18 protein-coding genes are annotated in these 21,566 nt (G+C 65.3%); 9 read left to right on the top strand and 9 right to left on the bottom strand.

The features are described 5' to 3' along the window. A partial coding sequence (locus tag MJD61_02595; protein MCG8554168.1) for a PspA/IM30 family protein occupies positions 1-113 on the bottom strand: 113 nt, incomplete at its 3' end. Between the two features lie 214 nt (positions 114-327). On the opposite strand from MJD61_02595, the gene pspF reads away from it, so the two are divergent. Further along, a complete protein-coding gene (pspF, locus tag MJD61_02590) occupies positions 328-1,416 on the top strand; it encodes a phage shock protein operon transcriptional activator (protein MCG8554167.1) in 1,089 nt (362 codons plus the stop codon). A gap of 56 nt (positions 1,417-1,472) precedes the next feature. On the opposite strand, the gene MJD61_02585 is transcribed toward pspF, so the two are convergent. Next, a complete protein-coding gene (locus MJD61_02585; protein ID MCG8554166.1) occupies positions 1,473-1,862 on the bottom strand; it encodes a hypothetical protein in 390 nt (129 codons plus the stop codon). A gap of 358 nt (positions 1,863-2,220) precedes the next feature. Here MJD61_02585 and MJD61_02580 point away from each other — a divergent pair, with 358 nt between their 5' ends. Beyond that, positions 2,221-2,487: a hypothetical protein gene (locus MJD61_02580; GenBank protein ID MCG8554165.1), complete on the top strand. Its 267-nt coding sequence runs from the start codon at positions 2,221-2,223 to the stop codon at positions 2,485-2,487. Here MJD61_02580 and MJD61_02575 read toward each other — a convergent pair. Further along, positions 2,464-3,255, bottom strand: a complete 792-nt coding sequence (locus tag MJD61_02575; GenBank protein MCG8554164.1) for a hypothetical protein — start codon at positions 3,253-3,255, stop codon at positions 2,464-2,466. The two genes, MJD61_02580 and MJD61_02575, sit on opposite strands and share 24 nt — an antisense overlap. A 127-nt stretch (positions 3,256-3,382) precedes the next feature. Here MJD61_02575 and larB point away from each other — a divergent pair, with 127 nt between their 5' ends. Continuing rightward, entirely contained in the window at positions 3,383-4,138 is a 756-nt protein-coding gene (gene larB / locus MJD61_02570; GenBank protein ID MCG8554163.1) for a nickel pincer cofactor biosynthesis protein LarB, read from the top strand. After that, complete coding sequence (larC, locus tag MJD61_02565) at positions 4,135-5,382, top strand: nickel pincer cofactor biosynthesis protein LarC (protein ID MCG8554162.1); 1,248 nt, start codon at positions 4,135-4,137, stop codon at positions 5,380-5,382. Before larB ends, larC begins: the two co-directional genes overlap by 4 nt. A gap of 48 nt (positions 5,383-5,430) precedes the next feature. Here larC and MJD61_02560 read toward each other — a convergent pair whose 3' ends face one another. After that, positions 5,431-5,934 (bottom strand): hypothetical protein, encoded by a 504-nt coding sequence (locus MJD61_02560; GenBank protein ID MCG8554161.1) that lies wholly within the window; start codon positions 5,932-5,934, stop codon positions 5,431-5,433. A 236-nt stretch (positions 5,935-6,170) separates the two neighbouring features. Between MJD61_02560 and MJD61_02555 the strand changes: the two genes are divergently transcribed. The 3 genes from MJD61_02555 (at position 6,171) to MJD61_02545 (ending at position 11,640) form a co-directional block, all read left to right on the top strand. Next, positions 6,171-7,652 carry a protein kinase gene (locus MJD61_02555; GenBank protein ID MCG8554160.1) on the top strand — a complete coding sequence of 494 codons (1,482 nt, stop codon included), beginning with the start codon at positions 6,171-6,173 and terminating at the stop codon, positions 7,650-7,652. Between the two features lie 167 nt (positions 7,653-7,819). Continuing rightward, positions 7,820-10,195: a 3-hydroxyacyl-CoA dehydrogenase NAD-binding domain-containing protein gene (locus tag MJD61_02550; protein MCG8554159.1), complete on the top strand. Its 2,376-nt coding sequence runs from the start codon at positions 7,820-7,822 to the stop codon at positions 10,193-10,195. A gap of 269 nt (positions 10,196-10,464) precedes the next feature. Further along, positions 10,465-11,640, top strand: coding sequence for a thiolase family protein (locus MJD61_02545; protein MCG8554158.1), 1,176 nt, complete (start codon positions 10,465-10,467; stop codon positions 11,638-11,640). Positions 11,641-11,656: 16 nt separating this feature from the next. Here MJD61_02545 and MJD61_02540 read toward each other — a convergent pair whose 3' ends face one another. After that, positions 11,657-13,354 carry a hypothetical protein gene (locus MJD61_02540; GenBank protein MCG8554157.1) on the bottom strand — a complete coding sequence of 566 codons (1,698 nt, stop codon included), beginning with the start codon at positions 13,352-13,354 and terminating at the stop codon, positions 11,657-11,659. Between MJD61_02540 and MJD61_02535 the strand changes: the two genes are divergently transcribed. Continuing rightward, on the top strand, positions 13,347-14,138 hold the full coding sequence (locus MJD61_02535; protein MCG8554156.1) for a molybdenum cofactor biosynthesis protein MoaE: 792 nt from the start codon (positions 13,347-13,349) through the stop codon (positions 14,136-14,138). The genes MJD61_02540 and MJD61_02535 overlap by 8 nt on opposite strands. Here MJD61_02535 and MJD61_02530 read toward each other — a convergent pair. Both MJD61_02530 and MJD61_02525 read right to left on the bottom strand, forming a co-directional pair. Next, a complete protein-coding gene (locus MJD61_02530; GenBank protein ID MCG8554155.1) occupies positions 14,119-15,507 on the bottom strand; it encodes an insulinase family protein in 1,389 nt (462 codons plus the stop codon). The two genes, MJD61_02535 and MJD61_02530, sit on opposite strands and share 20 nt — an antisense overlap. Then, complete coding sequence (locus MJD61_02525; protein ID MCG8554154.1) at positions 15,504-17,132, bottom strand: peptidylprolyl isomerase; 1,629 nt, start codon at positions 17,130-17,132, stop codon at positions 15,504-15,506. The genes MJD61_02530 and MJD61_02525 overlap by 4 nt, the downstream gene beginning before the upstream one ends. Positions 17,133-17,730: 598 nt before the next feature. Here MJD61_02525 and MJD61_02520 point away from each other — a divergent pair. After that, positions 17,731-18,021 (top strand): AgmX/PglI C-terminal domain-containing protein, encoded by a 291-nt coding sequence (locus MJD61_02520; GenBank protein MCG8554153.1) that lies wholly within the window; start codon positions 17,731-17,733, stop codon positions 18,019-18,021. Between the two features lie 42 nt (positions 18,022-18,063). Here MJD61_02520 and MJD61_02515 read toward each other — a convergent pair whose 3' ends face one another. Continuing rightward, positions 18,064-19,047 (bottom strand): tetratricopeptide repeat protein, encoded by a 984-nt coding sequence (locus MJD61_02515; GenBank protein MCG8554152.1) that lies wholly within the window; start codon positions 19,045-19,047, stop codon positions 18,064-18,066. 287 nt (positions 19,048-19,334) lie between these two features. Next, on the bottom strand, positions 19,335-20,663 hold the full coding sequence (locus tag MJD61_02510) for a hypothetical protein (GenBank protein ID MCG8554151.1): 1,329 nt from the start codon (positions 20,661-20,663) through the stop codon (positions 19,335-19,337). Positions 20,664-21,566 lie beyond the last annotated feature (903 nt).

Raw genomic sequence — 21,566 nt, 5'->3', positions numbered from 1 at the left:
TCTTCCATTTCCTGGATCATGAGCCGGACCAATTTTTCGGGATCTTCGGCTTTTTCCAGGATGGAGTTGATGTTGGCGTTCACGATGTCGCTCATGCGAGAGAAGATGCCCATGGCGTGTTACCTCTTTCGGTCGCGTCCCACGGGGACGCACTTCTTGCGGGTGGCAGCAGCTATCGACCTACGCCCTGGTTGCACTGCACTGCTTGTGCCAGACGGATGAAATGCACGTAAGCGACTGTTTTTGCTTGGTTATATGTTGTCCGATGCTCAGGTGGCCATCGCATGCGGCTGGCGATTCGGCGAAAGAAGCTAAGATCTGGGCAAGATGACGACGAGGCCCACCCAACCCCCCTCGATCGGCGAAGCTCCGGCCTTTGTCCAGATGCTGGAGCAGGTTTCGCGAGTGGCTCCACTGAACAAGCCCGTCCTGGTCATCGGAGAGCGCGGCACCGGCAAAGAACTGGTGGCATGGCGTCTGCACTATCTATCGGGGCGCTGGACCGGCCCGCTCATCAAGCTCAACTGCTCTGCTCTGACGCAGGGAACGCTGGAAAGCGAACTGTTCGGCCACGACGCCGGCGCCTTCACCGGAGCGACCAAGCGCCACCGCGGCCGCTTCGAGCGCGCGCACGGAGGCACGCTGTTCCTGGACGAAATCGCTACGATCCCGATGCGGATGCAGGAGAAAATCCTGCGCGTAATCGAATACGGAGAGTTCGAGCGCGTTGGGGCAAGCGACACCTTACGGGTCAACGTGCGCACGGTAGGCGCGACCAACGCGGATCTGCCCTCGCTCGTGCGAGCGGGCAAGTTCCGGGCCGATCTTCTGGACCGGTTGGCGTTCGACGTGATTCAGGTTCCCCCACTGCGGCACCGGCCGGAAGACATCCTGACCTTGGCTCAGCACTTTGCCGTCGGCATGGTCCGGGAACTGGGACGGGAATATTTCCCGGGGTTCACACGCCGGGCCGAACAGGCGCTGCGCGCGCACCCGTGGCCCGGAAACGTACGGGCGCTCAAGAACACGGTGGAGCGCTCGGTCTATCGTGCCTCGGACCCTGACGCGGCGATCGACCAGATCGAGTTCGACCCGTTTGCAGGCGCCTTTCAGGAGCCCCCGCCGATCCCTCGCCGAGACCAGCCCGCGAGCGAAGAGGTGAACTCGCCACAGCAGGACGGCACGCCGCAATCAAGGCAAGGCGGTGTGCCGCGACCTCGCCTTCCCACCGACCTGAAGGCGCAGGTCCTCAAGCTCGAGCGAACGCTGATCGACGAGGCGATGCGCAGCGCCTACCATCGCCAGGTCGAGGCAGCCGGCCTGCTGGGGCTCAGCTACCACCAGCTGCGAGCCTATCTTCGCAAGCACGGTCTCGCTTCGAGGTACGGTCGCAAATCAAACGACAACGCACCGTAGTCTCGGAGCGCCCCGCTCGCGTAGGCGAGCGCTTGACCCGCAACGAAGCTCCGGGTCTAGTGGGACCGTGATCGCAGCCACTGGGCGGCCTGCCAGCGGCTGGCGAAGAGCAAGCAGGGCACCTCGAACGAGCGACCCGTCTCCGGAGCGTCCACGTATTCCGGGTTCTCCGCGGGAACCAAGACCGCGAGCCGTTCCAGCCCTGCTCGAGCCGCACGGGGCTGCCAGTTGTCGCGGACCCAGGGGAAAACGCAGGCATCCAACGTGCCGCATTCGCTCAGGTCCACCATCCAGACATGACCCGCCTTGCTGCGCAGGATCTCGAGGCCCCGCATGAGCGTCTTCCTAACATCCTCAGCTAGCACCGGCCCGTGAAACTGCGTCTCCACGCAGCGCAATTGGCTGTGCCAGATCAGAAGGGTCTTGCAGGCGTTTGCTTGTCCCATCCCGTTTCGCCTTCCCGCGCGCCGGTAACGGTTGGGGCGCGTCGTTGGTTTACGAACGGAAGACTGCAGCTGCTACTGACTGACGTGCTTGGGTCAAAAAACTAACGCGTTTGGGTGAAGCCCCATCCGCGCACGAAGTCCCACATACCACGTTTCGAGCTCCATGGAGCTCCCCAGTTGAGGAATGGCTTGATAGTGGCTGCTCGGGCCCGGGCAGGTCGGCTTTCCAGGCGGCTTGCGGGCGAGCACGCCTTCGGGATTCGCTCGAGGAGTACACACGCAGAGACCGAAGAGCCGCGAGCGCTGCGCCCCGCATGGCCGCGGCCGATCGAGGTACTCCTGGACGAGCCGACAGGACATGAATTATATGAAAAACTGGAAATACCGTTGGTCCGGATTACGCAAGCCCGGGCGGCTGATCGCTGCAACGATCCTGCTGCCGCTGGCAGCCTGCCAAGGCACAGCAGGCGACGCGGCAAGCGCGAACCCCACGGCGGAAGGCGGAAGCGGCGTCGGTGCACCGCCGAGCATGCCCAAAGGCGTCGCCGGCAACTCGGGCGCAGGGGGCGGCAACCTTGGTTTCGGCGATTCTGTCCGGAAACTACATGCGGTTGCCGAGGCCTAGCACTACCGCCCCAAAACTGCGATCCGTCACATGCGTTGCGAACGCCACGCTCGCCAGCATGGAATCCGACAGCCGAAGGTCGCAACCGAGCGAGAGTGCGAAACCCGGCCTGAACCTCCAACCGACGCCCGGAGCCGCGTCTTGGGAGACGTTGCTCCACGCTCCCCAGTTGTTGATCGTCTGATCGTGCAACCGGAAGCGCTTCGAATCGTTGATGCGATGGATGTAGAGCCCGGTGCCCGCGAGCGCCCAGGGGCGAAGCAGGTCGTCGGCCTCGAGCACGTAGCGGGCGAACGCCTGGATCGGCAGCCAGGCGCGGCCGCGGGTGAGCTCCTCCTGCGCGGGAATGGTCCCTTGGGCCTCACCCGACACCACCTGCACCCGGCGCGCCCACACCACCGCGGCCAAGCCACCCACGGTCAGCCTGCCAGGACCGAGCCGCGCGAAAAGCGCCTGCTCGTAGCCGCCCTGAAGCCCGAACCCCAGCCCTGCTCCTGTTCTGAAAGCTAGCGGGAGCTGAACACGCAAGACGCCATCGCTTGGCGGCGCAAAGGGACTCGGTTCTTCCGGCTCCTCTTCCTCCAGTGCATCCTCCTGCGCCTGCTGCTCGTCGACCTGGCGGCTTTCCGGCGAGTAGTACGCCTCATCATCGGTCATCTGGTCCACGGCTTCCCCGTGCTCGGCCTGTGCTCTCGCTGCATCGGGGATCCACACGATCGGCAGCATGGCCAACACAAACACGCAGCGGACGAAACTTGGTACGGTCATTTCGAATCCCTTGTAAAAACGGGTAGGCTAGTTTCCGTGGGATGGCCGACGATGGTCAGAATCGGCGAAATGGATGAGTTATTCTTCCGCGGGCCCTACTGTCAAGAGCCGCTGGTGATCCGTTCCCGTGTCCCTTGAAGAGCTAGAACGCGTGCTCGCCGCCCTGGCACGCGGCGAGACGAGCGTGCCGCAGGCGCTCGAGCAGCTACGAGAGCTGCCGTTCACCGACCTCGGTTTCGCGAAGGTCGACCATCATCGTGCGCTCCGCCTCGGCTATCCAGAGGTCGTGCTCGGGCAGGGCAAGACCCCGGCGCAAGTGGTTTCCGTTGCGGAGTCGCTGTACCTGAAGGGAGCGCGCGTGCTGGTCACGCGAGCGTCCAGCGAGCAGGCGGATGCCATGCGCGAGCGCTTCACGGCGACCAGGCACGATGCGGTCGCGAGGACGATCGTGCTCGAGCACGAGCCGCTCGACCCACGAGGCCGCGGACCCATCTGCGTGGTGACGGCGGGCACGAGCGACATTCCCGTGGCCCAGGAGGCCGTCGTCACGGCGCAAACGCTGGGCAACGAGGTCACGCGCTTGTTCGACGTCGGCGTCGCTGGCATTCACCGTCTGTTTGCCCACCGTGCCGAGCTGGAGCAGGCGAGCGTCATCATCGTGGTGGCTGGCATGGAAGGCGCGCTCGCGAGCGTGATCGGCGGCCTGATCGCGAGGCCCATTATCGCGGTGCCGACGTCTATCGGTTATGGAGCGAGCCTGCAGGGTCTCGCGGCTTTGCTCGGCATGCTCAACAGCTGTGCCTCCGGCGTCAGCGTAGTCAACATCGACAACGGTTTCGGCGCCGCGTGTGCGGCGCACCGCATCAATCAACAGCAAGCATGACGAGCTTTGCCAAACCACCGGGCGAGTGCGCGAGCCAGCTTGATGCCGGAGCCGGACCGAACTGCATGCTGTTCCTCGATGCGTTCTCGGGTGTTTCAGGCGATATGCTGGTGGCGGCTCTGCTTGACCTGGGTGTCCCGCTGCAGCTGGTGCAGCGGGCGCTCGAACCGCTGCCCCTTGGCGGCTACCGCATCGAGCTCAGCGAGGTGCGCAGGTCCTCGATTCGAGCGCTACGATTTCGGGTCGTGGTCGAGCCCGCGCAGCCCTCGAGAGACTACGCCAGCATCAGAGACGTGCTGCAGGGCACGAGCTCTCTCACCGACGGTGCTCGCGCCATGGCGCTCGAGAGCTTTGCTTGCTTGGCTCGCGCTGAAGCCAGGGTACACGGCGTGGAGCTCGAGCGGGTGCACTTCCATGAGGTCGGGGCCGTGGATTCGATCGTGGACATCGTGGCCGCGGCGGTGTGCATCGATCATCTCTCGGCCCGCGTCGCGTGTTCACCCTTGCCCATGGGCAGGGGCTTCGTTGCGACGCAGCACGGATCGTTGCCGCTGCCCGCGCCCGCCACGCTCGAGTGCCTGCGCGCCGTGCCCACCTACGACGCCGGCATCGAGGCCGAGCTGGTCACGCCGACGGGTGCTTGCCTTGTCGCTACGCTGGCGACGAGCTTCGAGCGCTGGCCTGCTATCGTGCCCGAGCGCGTGGGGTGGGGCGCAGGCAGTCGAGCGCTCGATGATCGCCCCAACGCCCTGCGCGCCGTGCTGGGCAAGCCCGGCCCGGCCGCATCTGACCGCCAGCGCGAATGCGTCCTGGTCGAGACGAATGTCGATGACATCAGCGGCGAGCATGTTGCCTTCGCCCTGCAGCGGGTGCTCGAGCAAGGGGCTGTCGACGCGTGGGCCAGCCCGATCGGGATGAAGAAAGGGCGTCCGGGCGTGCTGCTGTCGGCGCTCGTGCGGCGCTCGCAGCTGCACGCGGTGAGCCACACGCTGCTGTCGGAAACGGGAAGTCTCGGCGTACGCTCGCGCGCGGTGGACCGGATCGAGCGCCCCCGACGCAGCGTAGAAGTCACGACGCCCTACGGGCGAGTCACGGTCAAGATCGCAGACAGAGACGGCCTCCCGGCACAGATCAAGCCCGAGTACGAGGCTTGCCAGCGATTAGCGAGCGCCAAGGACATCCCGATTCGACAGGTGTACCAAGCCGCGCTGGCGAGCGCTCTCGAGGTCACGCGCAGGCGTTGAGCTGGCCTGAAATGGAGCATCAGTCCTGCGCGGGCCCTCAGGCAGGCGCTACAAGGCCGGCACGGTGCAGTGGTAGGGATTGGCAAGGGTCCCGAGCGCCGTGGTGTTGCCGGGCGACGGGGGAGTAAAGGGGCAGCTTCCCGCAAAGCGCAGGGCGTTCTGCGCATCGAAGCCCTGCACCTCCACAATGTGCGGTACATCGGGGCAGAGCTCCTCGATCAAGAGCTCGTCCTCGCACATGGGCGGCATCAGGATACAACCTGGATTCGGACACGGATTCATGAACGCGTCCTCGACTATGACCACGGTGCGTGCGATCCCACTTTGCGCGCAGGTGCCGTTCATGGATCCCCAGTGCAGATCCACCACAGCCTCGACGCCCATGGGGCACTCGAAGGTGTGGATCGTCACCTGGGTCTTGGCGGCCCGACTGTTGCTCTTGTTCACATCCAAGCTGCAGCCCAGCCCGAACAACACGACAAGCGCGCCTATCGCCGCCGTCTTGGGCCTTGGAGTCGGTGTCCGTGTACGTGCCGCTACCAAACCGCGCATCGGCTTACCTTTCGCCTTCGTGCATTCAAGTCCGACCCGTGTTCTATAGCAGTTCCCGCTGCCAGCCGGAAGGCAGCAACCCCCTCTGCGCCCGCCCTGGACCGCTGACTGTGCGCGAGGCACGCGACCCCACACCGTACACGACCCCACACCGCACACGACCAGCTCGCCCCTTTAGGATCGCTGTAAGCGCACGTTTTTTTGATCCTGAGGACCAAGGAACGCGCTGAAGAGCCATGGGAGCACAACGCAAGCACTCGGTGACACCCGACGCTGGGGCCGACCCCCTCGTCGGACGCATCGTCGCGGAGCGCTACCGCATCGATAGCCCGCTGGGTGCGGGTGGCATGGGGCAGGTGTACCGTGCGACCCAGCTTTCGGTGGATCGGCCGGTAGCACTGAAGGTCATGCGCACCGACGACGCACGGGGCACGGAGCTCGGCTCGAGCTTCCTCAACGAGGCTGCGCTCGCGGCAGGTCTCACGCACCCGAACATCGTCACGGTCTACGACTACGGCCGGGATGGGGATTGCTGCTTCCTGGTCATGGAGCTGGTCACGGGTAAGACGCTCGCCGAGCTGCTCGAAGAGGAAGGCCCGATCGCACCGCTGCGGGTGATCCATATCTGCGCTCAGATCTGCCGGGCACTACGCGCCGCCCACGCCAAGAGCATCATCCACCGCGACCTGAAGCCTTCCAACGTGGCCTTCGCAAACCAGGCCGAACCCGACCTGCTCAAGGTACTGGACTTCGGACTGGCCACACGCGTGAGCGATCTCGCGGGTCAGGCCGACGAGGGCGCCCGAGCAGGGTCGCCGAAGTACTGCTCGCCGGAACACATCGACGGCTGCGACATGGACGCGAGAAGCGATCTGTTCTCGCTCGGGATCATCGCGTACGAGATGCTCACGGGAAGGGTGCCCTTCGAAGGTCCCACCGAACTCGCGACCGTCGCGAAACGCTTGCTGTGCTCGGTCCCCCCAGTCCCGATGCGCGATGCGCCCGGGAACGAAGCGCTGGAGCGCGTGATCCGTCGCTGCCTCGCGAAGCGCCCCGAGGCTCGCTACCAGTCCACCGACGAGCTGCTCGCAGCGCTTCAGGAAGCAGCACACTCGTTGGGCCTGCCCTCGCTTCAAGCCGTGAGACAGCGCGTCAATGCCTCGGGGATCAGCGGCGTGCGTGCCAGGGTCGACCCCGGGCGATCCGATCCGCAGCAGGCTGGCAGCGACGCCGTGTCGGACCAGCCTGCGGATCAGGCTCACCTGCCCACGCCGCTTGTACCACCGCCGCACTTTGCGAGCGCCGTCGCGCTGCCCCCCTCAGGCCAGGGACTCGAGCTGCCCCGTGCGCTGCGGCGCTCGTTCGCGCCGGCCCAGCTCGAGCAACCGCGACCGCCTGTGGTGCTGCAACCCTGGCCGCATCCCGCGGGATTGGCCGCTGCGGGGTTGGGCTACCCCCCCGGAGCCGAGCCCCACGAAGCGATCCCGCGGCCTGCCGGGCGGGCAGGCACGGGCGCGATCGGGCAATCGCCTCGAGCGGACCACGCCCTCGGAAGCGACCAACCTGCCGAGCCGCCCAGCAAGAGGTCCTACTGGCTGCGGGTGGCGGTGGTGGTTGCGTGGACCCTGCTCGCCGTTGCGGCGGGCGCTGTCCTCACCTCCACGCTGGGTCGACCGTCCCAACAAGGCGGACCGCCCCAGCAAGCTCCTGAAACGTAACCGTTCACCGGGGTCTTTGCTTCCGCGACGGCTTCCCAGGCTTGCTGGTTGCCCTGAAACCCCCGAGCAGACTTCGTGACGGGCTACGGCCGGCTACGGCCGGCTACGCCGCAGGGTTGACAAAACCTGCGCTACCCGTCCAACTACCCATGAGGAGCTCGATGGTTATGAGGCCTAGCATCGAACGGGCGACGGTCCTCGGGGCCGGCGTCATGGGCAGCGGCATCGCCGCACATCTTGCGGGAGCGGGGATCCGCACGCTGCTGCTGGATATCGTTCTGCCGGCGACCCAAGGACAGGCAGCAGCCGATCCCGGGGCGCGCACCAGGGTGGCCGACCAGGCGCTGGCCAAGGCGCTCAAAGCGCGGCCCGCGTTGTTTTACGAGCCGGATGCAGCGCGTCTCATCAGCACCGGCAACTTCGATGATCATCTCGAGCAGATGCGCGATAGCGACCTGGTGGTTGAAGCGGTCGTGGAGAATCTGCAGCTCAAGCAAGCGCTGTTCGAACGCATCATGCCGTTTGTCAAGGACGACGCGATCCTCGCCTCGAACACGAGCGGCTTGTCCATCGCCGCCATGAGCGACGGCCTGCCAGCCAGCGTGCAGCCCCGGTTCTTGGTGATGCACTTTTTCAACCCTGTGCGCTACATGCGTTTGCTCGAGCTGGTGACCGGGCCGAAGACCGAACCTCAGGTCTTGGAGCGCGCGCGCAGCTTCGGCGAGTTCCTCGGCAAGGGCATCGTCTTGGGCAAGGACACACCCAACTTCGTGGCCAACCGGATCGGCATCTACAACATGATGCAGGCCCTGCACCTGATGAAAGCCGGGGGCTATGCGATCGAAGAGATCGACCGTTTCGCCACGGCCGCCGGCGGGCGTGGTGGGGCCGGTCCGTTCAAGACGTGCGATCTCGTGGGCTTGGATACCATCGTTCACGTGTCGACCAACTGCTACGACTCGCTGGCCGGCGACGAGGAGCGCGATGTCTTCAAGGTGCCGGACTGGGTGACGGACTTGGTGCGGCAAGGACGACTGGGACGCAAGACCGGTGCGGGCTTCTACAAGAAATCCGGCAAGGAGATCCTGGTGCTCGATCTGGACTCGGGCGACTACCGGCCGCAGCGAAAAGTAAGCTATCCCTCACTGGACAAGACCAAGAACCTGGAGGAAGCGCGGCCGCGCCTGCAGGCGTTGACGCATGCCGACGATCGGGCCGGCCGGTTCATCTGGGACTCGCTGTCACGCAATCTATGCTACGCAGCGCGACGCGTCGGCGAGATCGCCGATGACATCGTGAGCATCGACCGAGCCATGCGATGGGGTTTCAATGCGCAGCTCGGGCCCTTCGAGACCTGGGACGCCCTGGGTGTGGCCGAGTCCGTGGAGCGCCTACGCCGGGACGGGCGCGCGGTCCCAAGCTGGGTCTCGGACATGCTGGCGCAAGGTGGCACGAGCTTTTACTCCGGCGACGCGGCCACGCGGACCTATTTCGACGTGAGCACCAAGAGCTCCAAGCCGCTGGCCCGCGACCCGAGGCACCTCAGCATCGATGTGCTCAAGTGCGACAGCTCCAACGTCATCAAGCGAAACATGGGCGCGTCCTTGATCGATCTGGGTGACGGCTGCCTATGCCTCGAGGTGCACACCAAGATGAACAGCCTCGACTCCACGGTGTTCGAGATGGTCGACAGCGCGGTGGAGGAAGCCGAGCGCAACTTTGAAGCCATCGTGATGGGCAACGATGGAGCGGCGTTCGGCGCAGGCGCGAATCTGTTCGTGCTCATGGCGGGCATTCAACAAAAACAGTGGGATCAGATCGAACGGGCCGTGCGCCAAATGCAGACCAGCCTGCAGAAGCTGCGCTATGCCAGCGTTCCGGTGGTGGCCGCGCCGTTTCAGTTCACGCTTGCAGGCGCTGCGGAGCTCGCGATGGCTGCGGACGCGTGCCAGGCACACGCAGAAACCTACATGGGACTGGTGGAAATCGGCGTTGGTCTGGTACCCGCAGGCACCGGCTGCTTGCGCATGGTCGAGCGTTTCACCGGCGACGTACGCAACATCGAGGGCGTCGATCTGCTCCCCTTGATCGGCACGGCGTCGCTGAATCTCGCCACCGCCAGGGTTGCCACGAGCGCAGCGGAAGCCAAATCGCTCAGGTTTCTGAGACCCGACGACGGCATCACGCTCAACCGCGACCATCTGCTGCAGCACGCCAAGCAGCGAGCTCTAGGCATGGCACGCTCGGGTTATCGCCCGCAACGACCGCCGCAGTTCCGGGCCGCGGGCGTGGATGTAGCGAAGACCCTGAGCGCGCGTGTGTGGGGCATGGTGGAAGGCGCCTGGGCGAGCGACCACGACGCACTGATCGCGAACAAGCTCGCGCACATCCTGTGCGGCGGCGACGTAAACGCCGGGGCTTTGCTGCCCGAGCAAGCCTGGCTCGATCTCGAATGCGAAGCGTTCCTATCCCTGTGCGGAGAAGAAAAGACCCTGGCTCGTATCCAGCACATGCTGATGCATAACAAGCCCCTGCGAAATTAGTGTCCTGGAACAGAAATTCCTCACATAATTCGGCGGCCCTTGACGCCGATTGAACCAGCGACCGCCTTTCGGCTATCTTCTTGAAATAGCTCTGCACTGCATCGGAATTGAACCGCAGCCGGCGTCGATTCGCCGGTTCCTTCGACGCCAATTGCTCACCGAATTATGCAAGTAATCACTGTTCCAGGACACTGGTCTCGATCTCAGGATCAAGCCTATCGTGACTGAGCACAATTGCTGTGGCTCCATGACTGTGGGAGAACAATCCGATGGCATTCCCGTTGAACGTGACCGTGGCAAGCGCCGTGCGAACAGCGATTGGGCGTGGCGTCAAAGGCAGTCTCAAGGATACGCGTCCGGAGGACATGGCAGCCGCGGTATTGCATGAGGCTCTCGCTCGCGTGAAGGGTTTGAAGCCCAACGACGTGCAAGACGTCGTGCTCGGCTGTGCCATGCCTGAAGGAGCCCAGGGCCTGAACCTGGCGCGCAACGTCGTCTTCACGGCCGGCTGGCCGGACGAGGTGGCCGCCGAAACCATCAACCGCTTCTGTTCGAGCGGCCTGCAAGCGATCGCACATGGAGCGCAGAGTATCCAATGCGGGCTGCTCGACGTCGTGGTCGCAGGCGGCGTGGAGACGATGTCCATGGTGCCCATGACGGGCCATACCACGCGCCTGCACCCCACACTGGTGGACGAGCGCCCCGAGACCTACATCGCCATGGGTCTGACAGCGGAACGCGTGGCCGAGCGTTTCCAGGTCAGTCGTGAGGACCAGGATCGCTTTGCGAAGCGTTCGCAAGACAACGCGAGCAAGGCAATCCAGGCAAGCGCATTCGACGCCGAGCTGGTCCCCCTAAAGGCGCGCGTATTCGAGGCCGGACGGCGGGGCCTGCGCGACTTTGTCGCCGACGAGTGTCCGCGCCCCGAGACCACGCTCGAGGGACTCGCCAAGCTGAAGCCCGCCTTCAAGAACAAGGGCACGGTGACCGCGGGCAACAGCTCGCCGCTGAGCGATGGGGCGGCAGCGGCGGTGCTGCTCTCGGACCAGAAGGCTTCGGAGCTGGGAACTCGGGGTCTGGGCAGACTACGTGGCTTCGTGGTCGTGGGCGTGCCGCCGGACGTGATGGGGATCGGCCCTGTGCCTGCGATTCGAGCGCTTCTCGCCCAGACGGGTCTGAAACTCGGCGACATCGACCTGTTCGAAATCAACGAGGCGTTCGCCGCCCAGGCCGCCTACTGCCAGCGCGAGCTGGGCATTGGCGACGAAAGAATCAACGTCAGCGGAGGTGCGATCGCCCTCGGGCACCCGCTGGGCTGCACGGGTGCCCGACTGACCGCAACGCTGCTTTATGGGCTGAAGCGGTTGGGTGGACGCTACGGCATCGTCTCCATGTGCATCGGCGGCGGCATGGGTGCGGCAGGCTTGTTCGAGGCCGAGCGCTAGTACCGCTTGCCAGGGATTATGGTGAACACGAGCGATCATCAGGGATCGCACAGTGCAAGCGTATCCCGTGAGTTGCATTCGATACAGGCGCCGTCTTACGCTCTTGGCGGAGCCGCTTCCAGACGCTCCAGCGCCGGCTGCGGAAGAGCGGCTGATAGACGCTGCGTAGCTCCGAGATCACGCCCGGCGTTCCGCGTACGAGCACGTAGTCGTACCAGCCGAGGTCGCGCAGGGGCTTGACTTGCTCGGGCGTCCACTCCCAGCGCGCTGGCACCCGAGGTGGCCGGTCGTTCGGCTTGAAGCGAAACGGCGACTGCGGGAAGTCGGCAAAGCTGAACATGACGGCGCCGCCCTTGCGCACCTGGTAGTAGGCGACCGAGTGAATGAAGGGCGCGAAGCGGACGTGTCGCGAGCCTCGATCCCAGATCAGGCCCGCCACGCGTTGCCGTGCTGGGATCGCGGCCAGCGCGGCGTCGAGCCGGCCTACTTCCGTCTGGAATGCGAGGAAGGCGCGTCCAGCGAGCGCCGCATGCGCGAGTCCAAGGGCCATCACGGCCCCGAGCAGCACCGAGCTCCAGGCTCGGGGCAGCGCTGGCACGCCCAGCACGATGAACACGGCGGCCAGCAGCGGCAGGCGCGCCGAAATGGGCCAGATCCACGCATAGCTCACCGGGAGCAGGAAGTAACCAGCCACGGCGGCCGGCGCCAGGAGCGCAAGACGAGCGCCAGCTGCTGCATCGACGAGGCTCGCCCTCGAAGCTTTGCGCCGACCCGCAACGAGCCCGATCGTGAATGCGAGCATCAGAAAGCCGCTCCACAATCCGAGCATCCACTGATCGTGCTTCGTGTGCAGCACGTCGGTGAGCCATCCCGCGCTGTCCCTGAGCGCATGCCGGAAGGGCAGGTAGACCGGGCCGGGGCCCTGCGGTGTCCTGAGCCAGGCGGCTGCAAGCGTGCTTTGTCCTGCGGGACTGGTCAGGCTCCAGACGAGGGCGCCGAGCAGGGCGGGCAATAGAGGCCAAAGCAGCCGCGCGCGTCGCGTGCGGCCGCCGCCACCAAGGCTCAAGAGCACTGCGCCCGCGGCTAGGAAGCCGAAAGGGACCACGTGGGTGTAGAACGTGAGCAGAGCGACACATGCCAAGGCTACCGATCCGGCATGGCTGCCCGAGCGATGCTGCCGCGCCGCAAGTGCCAGGCCGTAGAGCGCTAGCGGGATGGCGGCCAGGAAGTTGAAGAAGCCCAGGACGAGATGCGCGTTGTAGACCAGCGGAAGCACAAACACGCACAGCCTCGGATCCTTGCCGATAGCCGAAAGCAAGCCGCGCATCGCGTAGGGCGTCGAGCACACCACCAGCGTGACCAGGATCTTGTTGGCTGTGGTTACACCGCACAGGAAGCTCAGGAGGTGGGCCGCGAGGTAGTAGGTCAGGTACTGCGTGCGAAGCAGCTCGATGTCGAACAGCCTCTCGAAGCCGAAAGCTGGATCGGCGTAGGAATGCAGGACGCGTATGGCGGCCAGATGCTGGGGCAGGTCCTGGATGGGCGGGTAGGGCACCAGCCACAGCGGCAGCGCGCTCAGCACCACACACACCGCAAGCGAAAGGTCCCAGCCCGGCCAAGCGTGCCGGCTTCCGGGTACGCGGGAAGGCCTTCCGGTCACGCTGGGCGCGTTGCCAACAGCGCTGGGCCCCTTTAGGGTTGTGGCGATGGTCATCACGGTTCGCTACTTTGCCGCCGCCCGTGAGCTCTGCGGGACGCGAGAGGAATCGCTGTCAGTGCCCGGGCAGGAGCACTCTACCAGCGAGCTTCTGGCGCTGCTCGCTGCACGTCACGAACGGCTCGCCCCGCACGCGCAGGGCATGCAGCTCGTGATCAACGGCTGCATCGCCAACACCGGCGAGCGCGTGCGCGACGGTGACGTGGTCGAGGTTCTGCCTCCGGTGGCCGGTGGGGCTGTTCGCAACGAAACCGCGCTGCCGAACGAAACCGCGCTGCCGAACGAAACCGCGCTGCCGAGCATTGCCGCCGTGCCGAGCATTGCCGCCGTGCCCGGAGACAGCGCAGCGCGCTGCGAGATCCGCGAGCAGCCGCTTTCGGTCGATGAAGCCATCGCCGCGGTTCAGCGTCCCGACTGCGGCGGCATCTGCGTCTTCATGGGCACGGTCCGCGACCATGCGGACGGCCGAGCGGTCGCGAGGCTTCGCTACGAGAGCCATCCCAGCCTGGCGCTCGAGCAGCTGCGCCGCGTGCTCGCCCGCGTACGAGGCCGGCACGAGCGGGTTCATCTGGCGGTGTTGCATCGCGTTGGGGACCTGCAGATAGGAGATACCGCAGTCATCGTGGCCGCCAGCGCAGCGCATCGCGATCGGGCATTCAGCGCCTGCCGCGACGTCATCGAGGGCATCAAGGCCAGCGTTCCCATTTGGAAAAAGGAGTGGGGGCCGGATGGCAGCGCGCTGTGGGTGAATCTGGCGACCGCTACACGAAACGATCGATGATCTGCTGTGCCTTGCGGATCGTGGTGCGGTCCAGGCGTCCCACGCAGGTGACACTCAGCCGTCGCGGATCGAACACGTGCCGCGCCACGTCCCTCAGGTCGTCGGGGCCGATGTTCAGGGCGCGCTCCGCAAGCAGATCGAGGCGGCCGTCCAGGTCGAACAAGCTGTGGGTGCCGTAGTGGCGGCACATCGTTTCCGCATCGTCCAGGGTCGCCCGCAAGTCCCAGCGATAGCGCTGCTTGGCCTTGGCCAGCTCCCCGTCGTCCACGCGCCGCTCGCGTAGCTGGCGCACCAGCGCGAGCACCTCGCAGACCAGAGCAGGGGTCTTGGTGTGCTCCACCGTGGCCCCGACGTCAAAAACGCTGGCGTCTTCGTACGGATCGGTTGAGGCGAAAGTGTCGTAAGCAAGCCCCGTCTCATCACAGATACGCCGGTGCAGCCGGGTGCTCATGCCGTCGTCGAGCACGCGGCACAGCAGCTGCTGTGCAAGCGCTCGCGGGTCGGATTCCCCAAAGCTCGCGAAGCTCAGCCGTACCTCGGTTTGGCTGCCGTGCGTCTCTACGTAGAGCCAGCGAGGACGCCGCTGACCTCGACTGGGTGCGTTGGCGGCCGCCCGTCTTCCTGCCCGCAGCGGCCCCATGAAGCGCTGCACGGCCTCGAAAACCTGACCCGTCTTCACGTCCCCGGCTGCGCAAAACACCATGTTGCTTGCGCCGTAGAAGCGCTTCATATGGGTGCGCAGGTCGCGGCGTCCAAAGCCGTCCAAGTTTGGGGTCGTCCCCGTGATCTTGTAGCCCAGGGGATGCGACCCAAAAACCAGAGAGCGTGACAGGTCATCAATGCAGATGTCGCGGCCCTCTTCGTCCAGACCTTCGAGGATCTCCTCGCGAACGATGCGCTTCTCCACCTCGATGTCGCCGAAGCGTGGCTGGGCCAGGATGTTGGCCAAGATGGCCACGCCCTGGCCGACGCTTTCCGGCGGAAGGCTGACTTCGTAGGCGGTGAAGTCCGCGTGCGTCGTGCCGCTCAGCGTGCCGCCCAGGCGTTCGATCGCGAGGTTCAACGCGTACGACGACGGGTACCTTTCGGTGCCGCGGAAGAGCATGTGCTCCAGGAAGTGGCTGAGGCCGTTGCTGCGAGGGGACTCGTAGCGCGAGCCCGCCCGAACGAAGACCGCGAGGTTGGCCGTGTGCAGGTGGGGCTGGGGCGTGATGACGAGCTTGAGACCGTTCGGGAGTCGCCAGGCGCACGCTTGCGGTTGGCGCGGAAGTCGATCCAGGCGCAGGGCTTTGGCGCCCACCAGGTTGCCGTGACGTCGCCGCGCGGCCGGCACACGCGGCCTGATATCGGGTGCCGCCTCCACGATCACTCCACACCCTCGTAGGTGAGCAGAGCGTCGTTGACGGCAAGCGCCTTGTCCGCCGTGGCCTCCTGCATCAAGCGCTTGACGTAGCCCTTGAGCACTTGGCGTTCTCGGGTTGGCAGCAGGCGATCGAGCATGCGCCCGCGCTCTTCCTCGTTGAAGTCCTCTGCCTTTGCATGCGTGCGCTCCACAAGCTTGACCACGAACCAGTCGCTTCCGAGCTGCATTGGCTCGTCGAGGAAAGGCTCATCGGTCGTCAGCCGAAACGCGGCTTTGACCAAAGACCCCGAGTCGAAAGGACCGGGAATGGCCGTGTCCGAGCGACCGAAGGGTCCCGCATCACGCACCTGGGGTGCCATCGGGTCTTCTTCGGCCTCGGCCTGCCCTTGCGCATCGTTACGGGTCTGTGCCAGCTCGGCAAGCGACGCACCCTGCAGCAGCTTGGCGTGCGCGGCCTGCGCGGCTGCGCGTGCGAGCCGCTCGGAGGTTTCCTTCTCGTAGGCCTGTTGCGCTAGTTCGCGCTTGGCTTCCTCCAGCGGGACGTCGCCTTCGCGGATCCCTTCTACGCGCAAGATATGGAAGCCGTAGCGCGACTCGACCACATCCGACACGGCGCCGGGTTTCATGGCGAACTGAACGTCATCGAAAGCCTTGACCATGCGGCCCTTCGAGTTGTAGCCGAGGTCTCCGCCCTGCCTCGCACTCGCGCTGTCCTCGCTGAGCTGCCGCGCAAGCGCCGCGAAATCTCCACCAGCCTTGACACGCTCGAGTATCTCGGCGGCCCGGTCGCGTGCCTTGCTCTTGTCCTGTTCGGGCGCGTTCGGGTCGACCTTGATCAGGATGTGGCGGGTTCGCACCTGCTTCTCCAGATCCGTGTAGCGGTGCTTCTCTTTCTCGTACGCTGCGTTGAGGTCGTCCTGGTGCGCCTGCATCCAGGCATCCACGTCGGCCGAGCTCGGGGACAGGCTGCCGCCGTAGTACGCAGGCGAGAACCTGAGGTACTTCAGCGTCACCTTCTCACGTTCCTGGACAAAGGCGTTCCACAGCTCCGTATCGCTGATCGAGACGGTCGCTCGGATCAGCTCGCGCATTTGGTGAGCCAGTGTCTCTTCGATCTGTCCTTGCGCGAACTCGCGCACGCTGCGCCGCAGCCGGTACTGGATGAAACGCTTCAGGTTGTCCTTGCTGAACCTGTCGTTGCTGTCCGAGAAATCGAAGCGTCGCGGTCCCGAGCCGAAGAAGGGCGGGGCGTCGGATGCCATGGACACATAGATCGTCCCGTCCTTGGCCACGCGCCGCATGACCTCTTCTTCGCTGATCCGGAAACCCAGATCCCGCGCGCGCTCCGCCAACAGCCTGCGCTCGACCAGTCCATGCAAAACCAGCTGCTTGAGGTTGGCCTGCTTGGTAAGCGCCGGTGGATAGCGGTCGGCGCCCGAGAGCAGGTAAGCGGCTTCGAAGTCACCCGCTCCGATCGTATGGCCTCGCACCGAAGCCGCAGTGCTGACCGTGGAGGTCGTGCAACCCTCTGCTTGGGGCCCACCGAACTGAAGCACGAACACGGAGCTCAGCAAGACGACGACGCCAGCCAAGATAAGGCTACGGAATTTCTCGACAATCTTCTCGAGCACGGGCGCTCTCTCCGACGGTCCGGTACGATAGATGACCATTCTGCGCCAGGCAACCGGCTTTCGGGAGTCGAGCTGAATTCCATTTATGCAGGAATACTATTGAAATAGAATGGTGCAATAATCCACTAAGGCGGCGATTGGCACCGTATACCCAGCGGCCTGGCTCGCGCAGCAGCCGAGGCGGGGCGGGTTCATGCTTGGGCGCGTCAGACGTTAGAGAGTGCGAGAGAGAGCGTGATGGCGCGACTTCTGGTATGCACTCCTAACCCTTGCGGCCGACGCGCTGTCGGTCGTCTCTTGGCTTGGTAGAAAGGAAGGCGCACGTGGCCTCGGGCGGTGGCAATACGAAGTATGTGGTCGTGGGGTTGCTGCTGCTTGGTGCGGCAGGAGCGCTGTTTGCCTGGGTCCAGTCCCAGAAAAGCCAGGAGCGGGCTCAGCCGCCTCCGCCACCGCCCAGGAGCGTGGAGCGGACCGTTGCACTGGCGGAGCCGCAGTTCGAGCTCGAGGTCGAGGAGGAACCCGAGCCACCCCCCCACCCGAGCCTGTCAGGAAGAAAAGGCGGCGGCCGCGCAAGGACTTTTGGGCGTGCAGCGGGGACATGCCCCGCCAGCAGGTCAAGAAGGTGCTCACCTCGAGGAACCGCTCTAGGGTCCGCACCTGCTACGAGCGGCGCCTCAAGGTCAATAACGCCCTTCAGGGGACCATAGCCTTGCGCCTGCGTGTCGACGCCGGGGGCCGGGTAGCGGCAACGCAGGCGAGCGGGTCGCTGCGCGACAACGAGGTGTTTTCCTGCGTGCGCAACCTCGCGAAGGAGTGGCAATTCCCGCCACCCGAGGGCGGCGACTGCGCCGTGGTGGCCGTGCCATTCAATTTTACGCCTAAACTGTGATGCAAGCGCGCGGCGCCTACGCAACGAAGTTCCCGGGTCAGGCTAGGCGCCGGCTGCGCCGGACCACTCCCAGGGCTCTTCGTCGCTTTGGGGCTCACGTCGTTCGCTGAGCCGCTGGCGAAGCCTGGCCTGGAGCTTGCGGGCTGCTGGCAGGTCGGGCGCGCAGCGCAAGGCAGCATCGACATACTGGGACGCGTCGCGCAAAGAGGCGCGCCTGGCCAGCATGCAGAAACACTGGGCGGCACGCTTGCGATCGGCTGCCGCGTCCTTGCTCTGGCCGGAGTTCACGCGGCTGATCAGGCACTCGGCCAGGTAGCCCATGACCTCCGCGTCGTTGGGCTCGATCTCGAGAGCCCGCCGTAGAGCAGCGACGGCCCCGCCCCAGTCCGCCAGCTGCCTTGCCCGCACGTAGGCGATCTCACACAGCAGCGCGTGCTGCTGGCGTCGATCGCGGCTGGCCTTGATCTCGAACTCGTACAGCACGGCCACGGCCTGTGCATTGCCGGCCCTCCGGTAGATAGCGCGAGCCGCAGCGACTGCGTCGCTCAGTTGAGGGTCGAGCTCGAAGGCGCGCTGGTAGCGTTTGGCCGCCTCGAGCTCGTTGCCAAAATGGCTCTCCAGGATTTGCGCAGCCCGCTGGTGCATCTCGGCGACGAAGACGCTGTCGATCGCGATCGATTGCTCGGCGACCTTGATCAAATGGTTCAGCCATTCGAGCAGACGCGGGTGATCGCCAAGGTCCTCGAGCGCCCTGCGCAGGCGATCAGCCGCGACGCGGTGCTCGGGCGCACGCTTCAGCGCGCGCTCGTACATGTTTTGCGCTTGTCGCAGATCGTCCAGTCGGATGGCGGCATCCCCGGCTTGCACGAAAGCGTCAGCAGCCTGGTAGCCGTCTTCGAGCAGCTCCGCCCAAGCAGCCATCAAGTTGGCCAGGGCCGTCATGTCGCCACGCCGCGCGTAGTGGTCACGAAGCCCGAGGACGGCTTCCCCGTCGCGCGGATTGTCATGGAGCCGCGCTAGCAGCATCTTGGACGACAATTTGCCTTGAACACCCATCGGGAGCCGTGCCCATCTGGGTCCATCGTCTTTTGGCATCTAGGCCCTCGCAACCCGGAAAGCGTGAGTCGCCGCGCTCCGTTTCTTGCGATGGCCAATTTCTAACGCACCCCAAGCGTGTGTGCAAGTGCCTACATCAACGCTGGCATTTCAAGTCATTCAAACGATACACGTTGCGGGGAAAAAAGTAGATCCTCCGTGAGGGTTATCTCCCTGCCCGAACAGGACCGCGCGCAAGCCCTACGGCCTGATCGTCTTCACCCGTCCCCGCCGCCGCTGAAGCCTTGGATCTGCAGTCCCACAACGAGCGCGTCGGCACTGCGGTCGTCCTGCTGTTGATGCAAGTAAAGCAAGTGTGCCCGGCCGTCGTGACCCCACATGATGTAGCCGAGACCGATCTCGATCGTGTGAAGGGGCTTGGGATCTCGGCCCAGGCCGCCCGAGGATGTCTGCAGGCTGTCTTTGTCTTGAATCATGTACCGGAAGCTGGGTTGCAGCTGTCCCGAGCCGAGCTTGGTTGGCAACAGGTAGCTGCCCGCCGCGTAGAAACTCTGGCCGCGCCCGGCAAAGCCGTTCGGAAGATAACCGGGGTCGGTGCTGCCGAAGTGGTAGTAGCCGGTCTCCAGCGTGAGCACCCCGTTGCCCGAGAGGTTCTTCTCGAACAGCACGTCGGCCGCGAAGCCCTTGAGCTCGTCGGTCGCGTGGATCGCGTTGGTGGCGCGATCGCGCCACCCCTTTTGGTACTGGCCCGCCACGCCGATCGACAGGATGTCCTTCTCACCGTAGTAGGTGCTGCGGTTGCCGTAGCCGGGCTCGGGGTCGAGCAGGTTGAGCACCAGGCGTCCGGCCCAACGTAGGTTCTTGCTCTTTCGGCCGTCGAGGTCGAGCGCGCCCGCGGCGTACTTGAACTGGCCGCCGCCTGCGGTGCCCCACACCACGATCTGCCGGTCGCGTCCGAAGAAATCGCTGGGGAATCCATGCAAGCCGATGGGAAAGGGCAGGTTCCACTGGTTTTGGTAGTACAGGCCGCTCAGGTTGGCGCGCGTCGTGGGCTGCTGAAACTGACCTACCCAGATGTTGAAGTACTCGGCCGGTCCGAACTTGCCGACCGCGTCGAGCAGGTCGAAGCAGGTCGTCTTGCCGAAGCAGCTGCGAGCCGCGCTGGGTTCGCCCGTGCCTCCGGGATGAACGCCGATGAGCCCGCGGGGGTCCGCATAGTTCAAGCTTCCAAGGTCATTCAGGTCGTGAAGGATGTGAAAGCTCGCTGCAAAACCGAACGCGTCGTTGAGCTTGACGCTGAGATAAGACCGCACGTTGACTTCGTGCAGAGCGAGCGACGGAGTGCTCAGCCGGTTGGCATAGCGGGAGCCCGCGTGCGGCTTGACCTTGTCGTTCGGCCAAAAGGCGAGACCCGAGCGCAGGCCAACCCCCAGCTTGAGCGGGGGTCGACCCCTGGACGCTGGGGCATCCCCTGCCCTGATCTCGGCACGCACCATGGGCTCGGAAGAGGGAGCGCCGGCAACGGGAGCGTACGGCGCGGCTGCGTACGGGGCGGCTACCGCGGGGGTTGGCGCGACGGGCTGCATCACCGGTGTGCTCGGTGTGGGCGCGGGATGCACCGGAGCTTGCTGCGAGGCTGCGGAATGCACCGGAGCTTGTTGCGAGGCTGCGGGCTGGATCGGCGCCGGTGCAGTGGGCACCGGCACAGGCTGCTGCCCCGGCGCGGGCTGTTGGGGAGCTGCGGGCCGCTCTGGCAGCTGTGCTCGAGGCGCCGCTGGAGCATAGTCCGAGGCGGGTGGCGGGTAAGTTGGCACCGTGGGGGCCTGCCGGGCTGGGGCCTGCTGGGCCGAGGCGCTTGACACGGCGCAGCTCGCCAAGAAAGCCAGCACAACAGCCCGGCGGCTCGGTCGGGGCTCGCACGCCCTCGTGGTGGGGCGCGGCCCCGTCCATCTCAACCGCAGCGCCGCGATGATGTTCTCACCAGCACAAAGCAACCGTTGCATACGTACCTCGTCTTTCCTTGACCCTGAAGCTCGGCGCTGAACACCCGCGCGAGGCGCTACCCGCTTCCCGTACCGCCCACCTCGGCCGAGGCGGCTCGGCTGCGCTGGTGTCGCGTCGGATCGTCGCAGAGCGACGCCGGCTCTACTTCAGCAGGCTGGGTCGCGCAAGGGGCGAGCAGCGGCAGCCCACAGGTAGGCGCGCCTCCTGCAGGACGTTCGCGACACGCGCACTCTTGACGGCGCCGGCAACACTTCAGTAACACTTTGGCGCCCGTGACGTTCGTTAGGTACCCTGAGGATCGAAGGGCGAGCCATGGGCCTCACGGCTTCAAGCGAGGAGACTCGATGATGCGCGGGTTATCAGAGCGGCTTCAGCAACGCGTTTTGCTTTTCGGTGTGCTGGCTTGCGTGCTGCCGCTGCTGGCATGCGGCGACGGCGTGAACAGCGCGCCGCCAGGGGTTGGGGGAGCGGGTCCAACGGCCGGC

The sequence above is a fragment of the Pseudomonadota bacterium genome (assembly GCA_022361155.1).
GTDB lineage: Bacteria > Myxococcota_A > Polyangia > Polyangiales > JAKSBK01 > JAKSBK01.
Note: the sequence above shows the minus strand (reverse complement) of the source record. Positions and strands in the feature narration are given on the sequence as shown.

Bases quoted from the DNA above. Each gene is read 5' to 3' on its own strand.
- pspF (MCG8554167.1), top strand. From the start codon at position 328: ATGACGACGAGGCCCACCCAACCCCCCTCGATCGGCGAAGCTCCGGCC.
- MJD61_02585 (MCG8554166.1), bottom strand. From the start codon at position 1,862: ATGGGACAAGCAAACGCCTGCAAGACCCTTCTGATCTGGCACAGCCAA.
- MJD61_02580 (MCG8554165.1), top strand. From the start codon at position 2,221: ATGAATTATATGAAAAACTGGAAATACCGTTGGTCCGGATTACGCAAG.
- MJD61_02575 (MCG8554164.1), bottom strand. From the start codon at position 3,255: ATGACCGTACCAAGTTTCGTCCGCTGCGTGTTTGTGTTGGCCATGCTG.
- larC (MCG8554162.1), top strand. From the start codon at position 4,135: ATGACGAGCTTTGCCAAACCACCGGGCGAGTGCGCGAGCCAGCTTGAT.
- MJD61_02560 (MCG8554161.1), bottom strand. From the start codon at position 5,934: ATGCGCGGTTTGGTAGCGGCACGTACACGGACACCGACTCCAAGGCCC.
- MJD61_02555 (MCG8554160.1), top strand. From the start codon at position 6,171: ATGGGAGCACAACGCAAGCACTCGGTGACACCCGACGCTGGGGCCGAC.
- MJD61_02550 (MCG8554159.1), top strand. From the start codon at position 7,820: ATGAGGCCTAGCATCGAACGGGCGACGGTCCTCGGGGCCGGCGTCATG.
- MJD61_02545 (MCG8554158.1), top strand. From the start codon at position 10,465: ATGGCATTCCCGTTGAACGTGACCGTGGCAAGCGCCGTGCGAACAGCG.
- MJD61_02535 (MCG8554156.1), top strand. From the start codon at position 13,347: ATGGTCATCACGGTTCGCTACTTTGCCGCCGCCCGTGAGCTCTGCGGG.
- MJD61_02540 (MCG8554157.1), bottom strand. From the start codon at position 13,354: ATGACCATCGCCACAACCCTAAAGGGGCCCAGCGCTGTTGGCAACGCG.
- MJD61_02520 (MCG8554153.1), top strand. From the start codon at position 17,731: ATGCCCCGCCAGCAGGTCAAGAAGGTGCTCACCTCGAGGAACCGCTCT.
- MJD61_02515 (MCG8554152.1), bottom strand. From the start codon at position 19,047: ATGCTGCTAGCGCGGCTCCATGACAATCCGCGCGACGGGGAAGCCGTC.
- MJD61_02510 (MCG8554151.1), bottom strand. From the start codon at position 20,663: ATGCAGCCCGTCGCGCCAACCCCCGCGGTAGCCGCCCCGTACGCAGCC.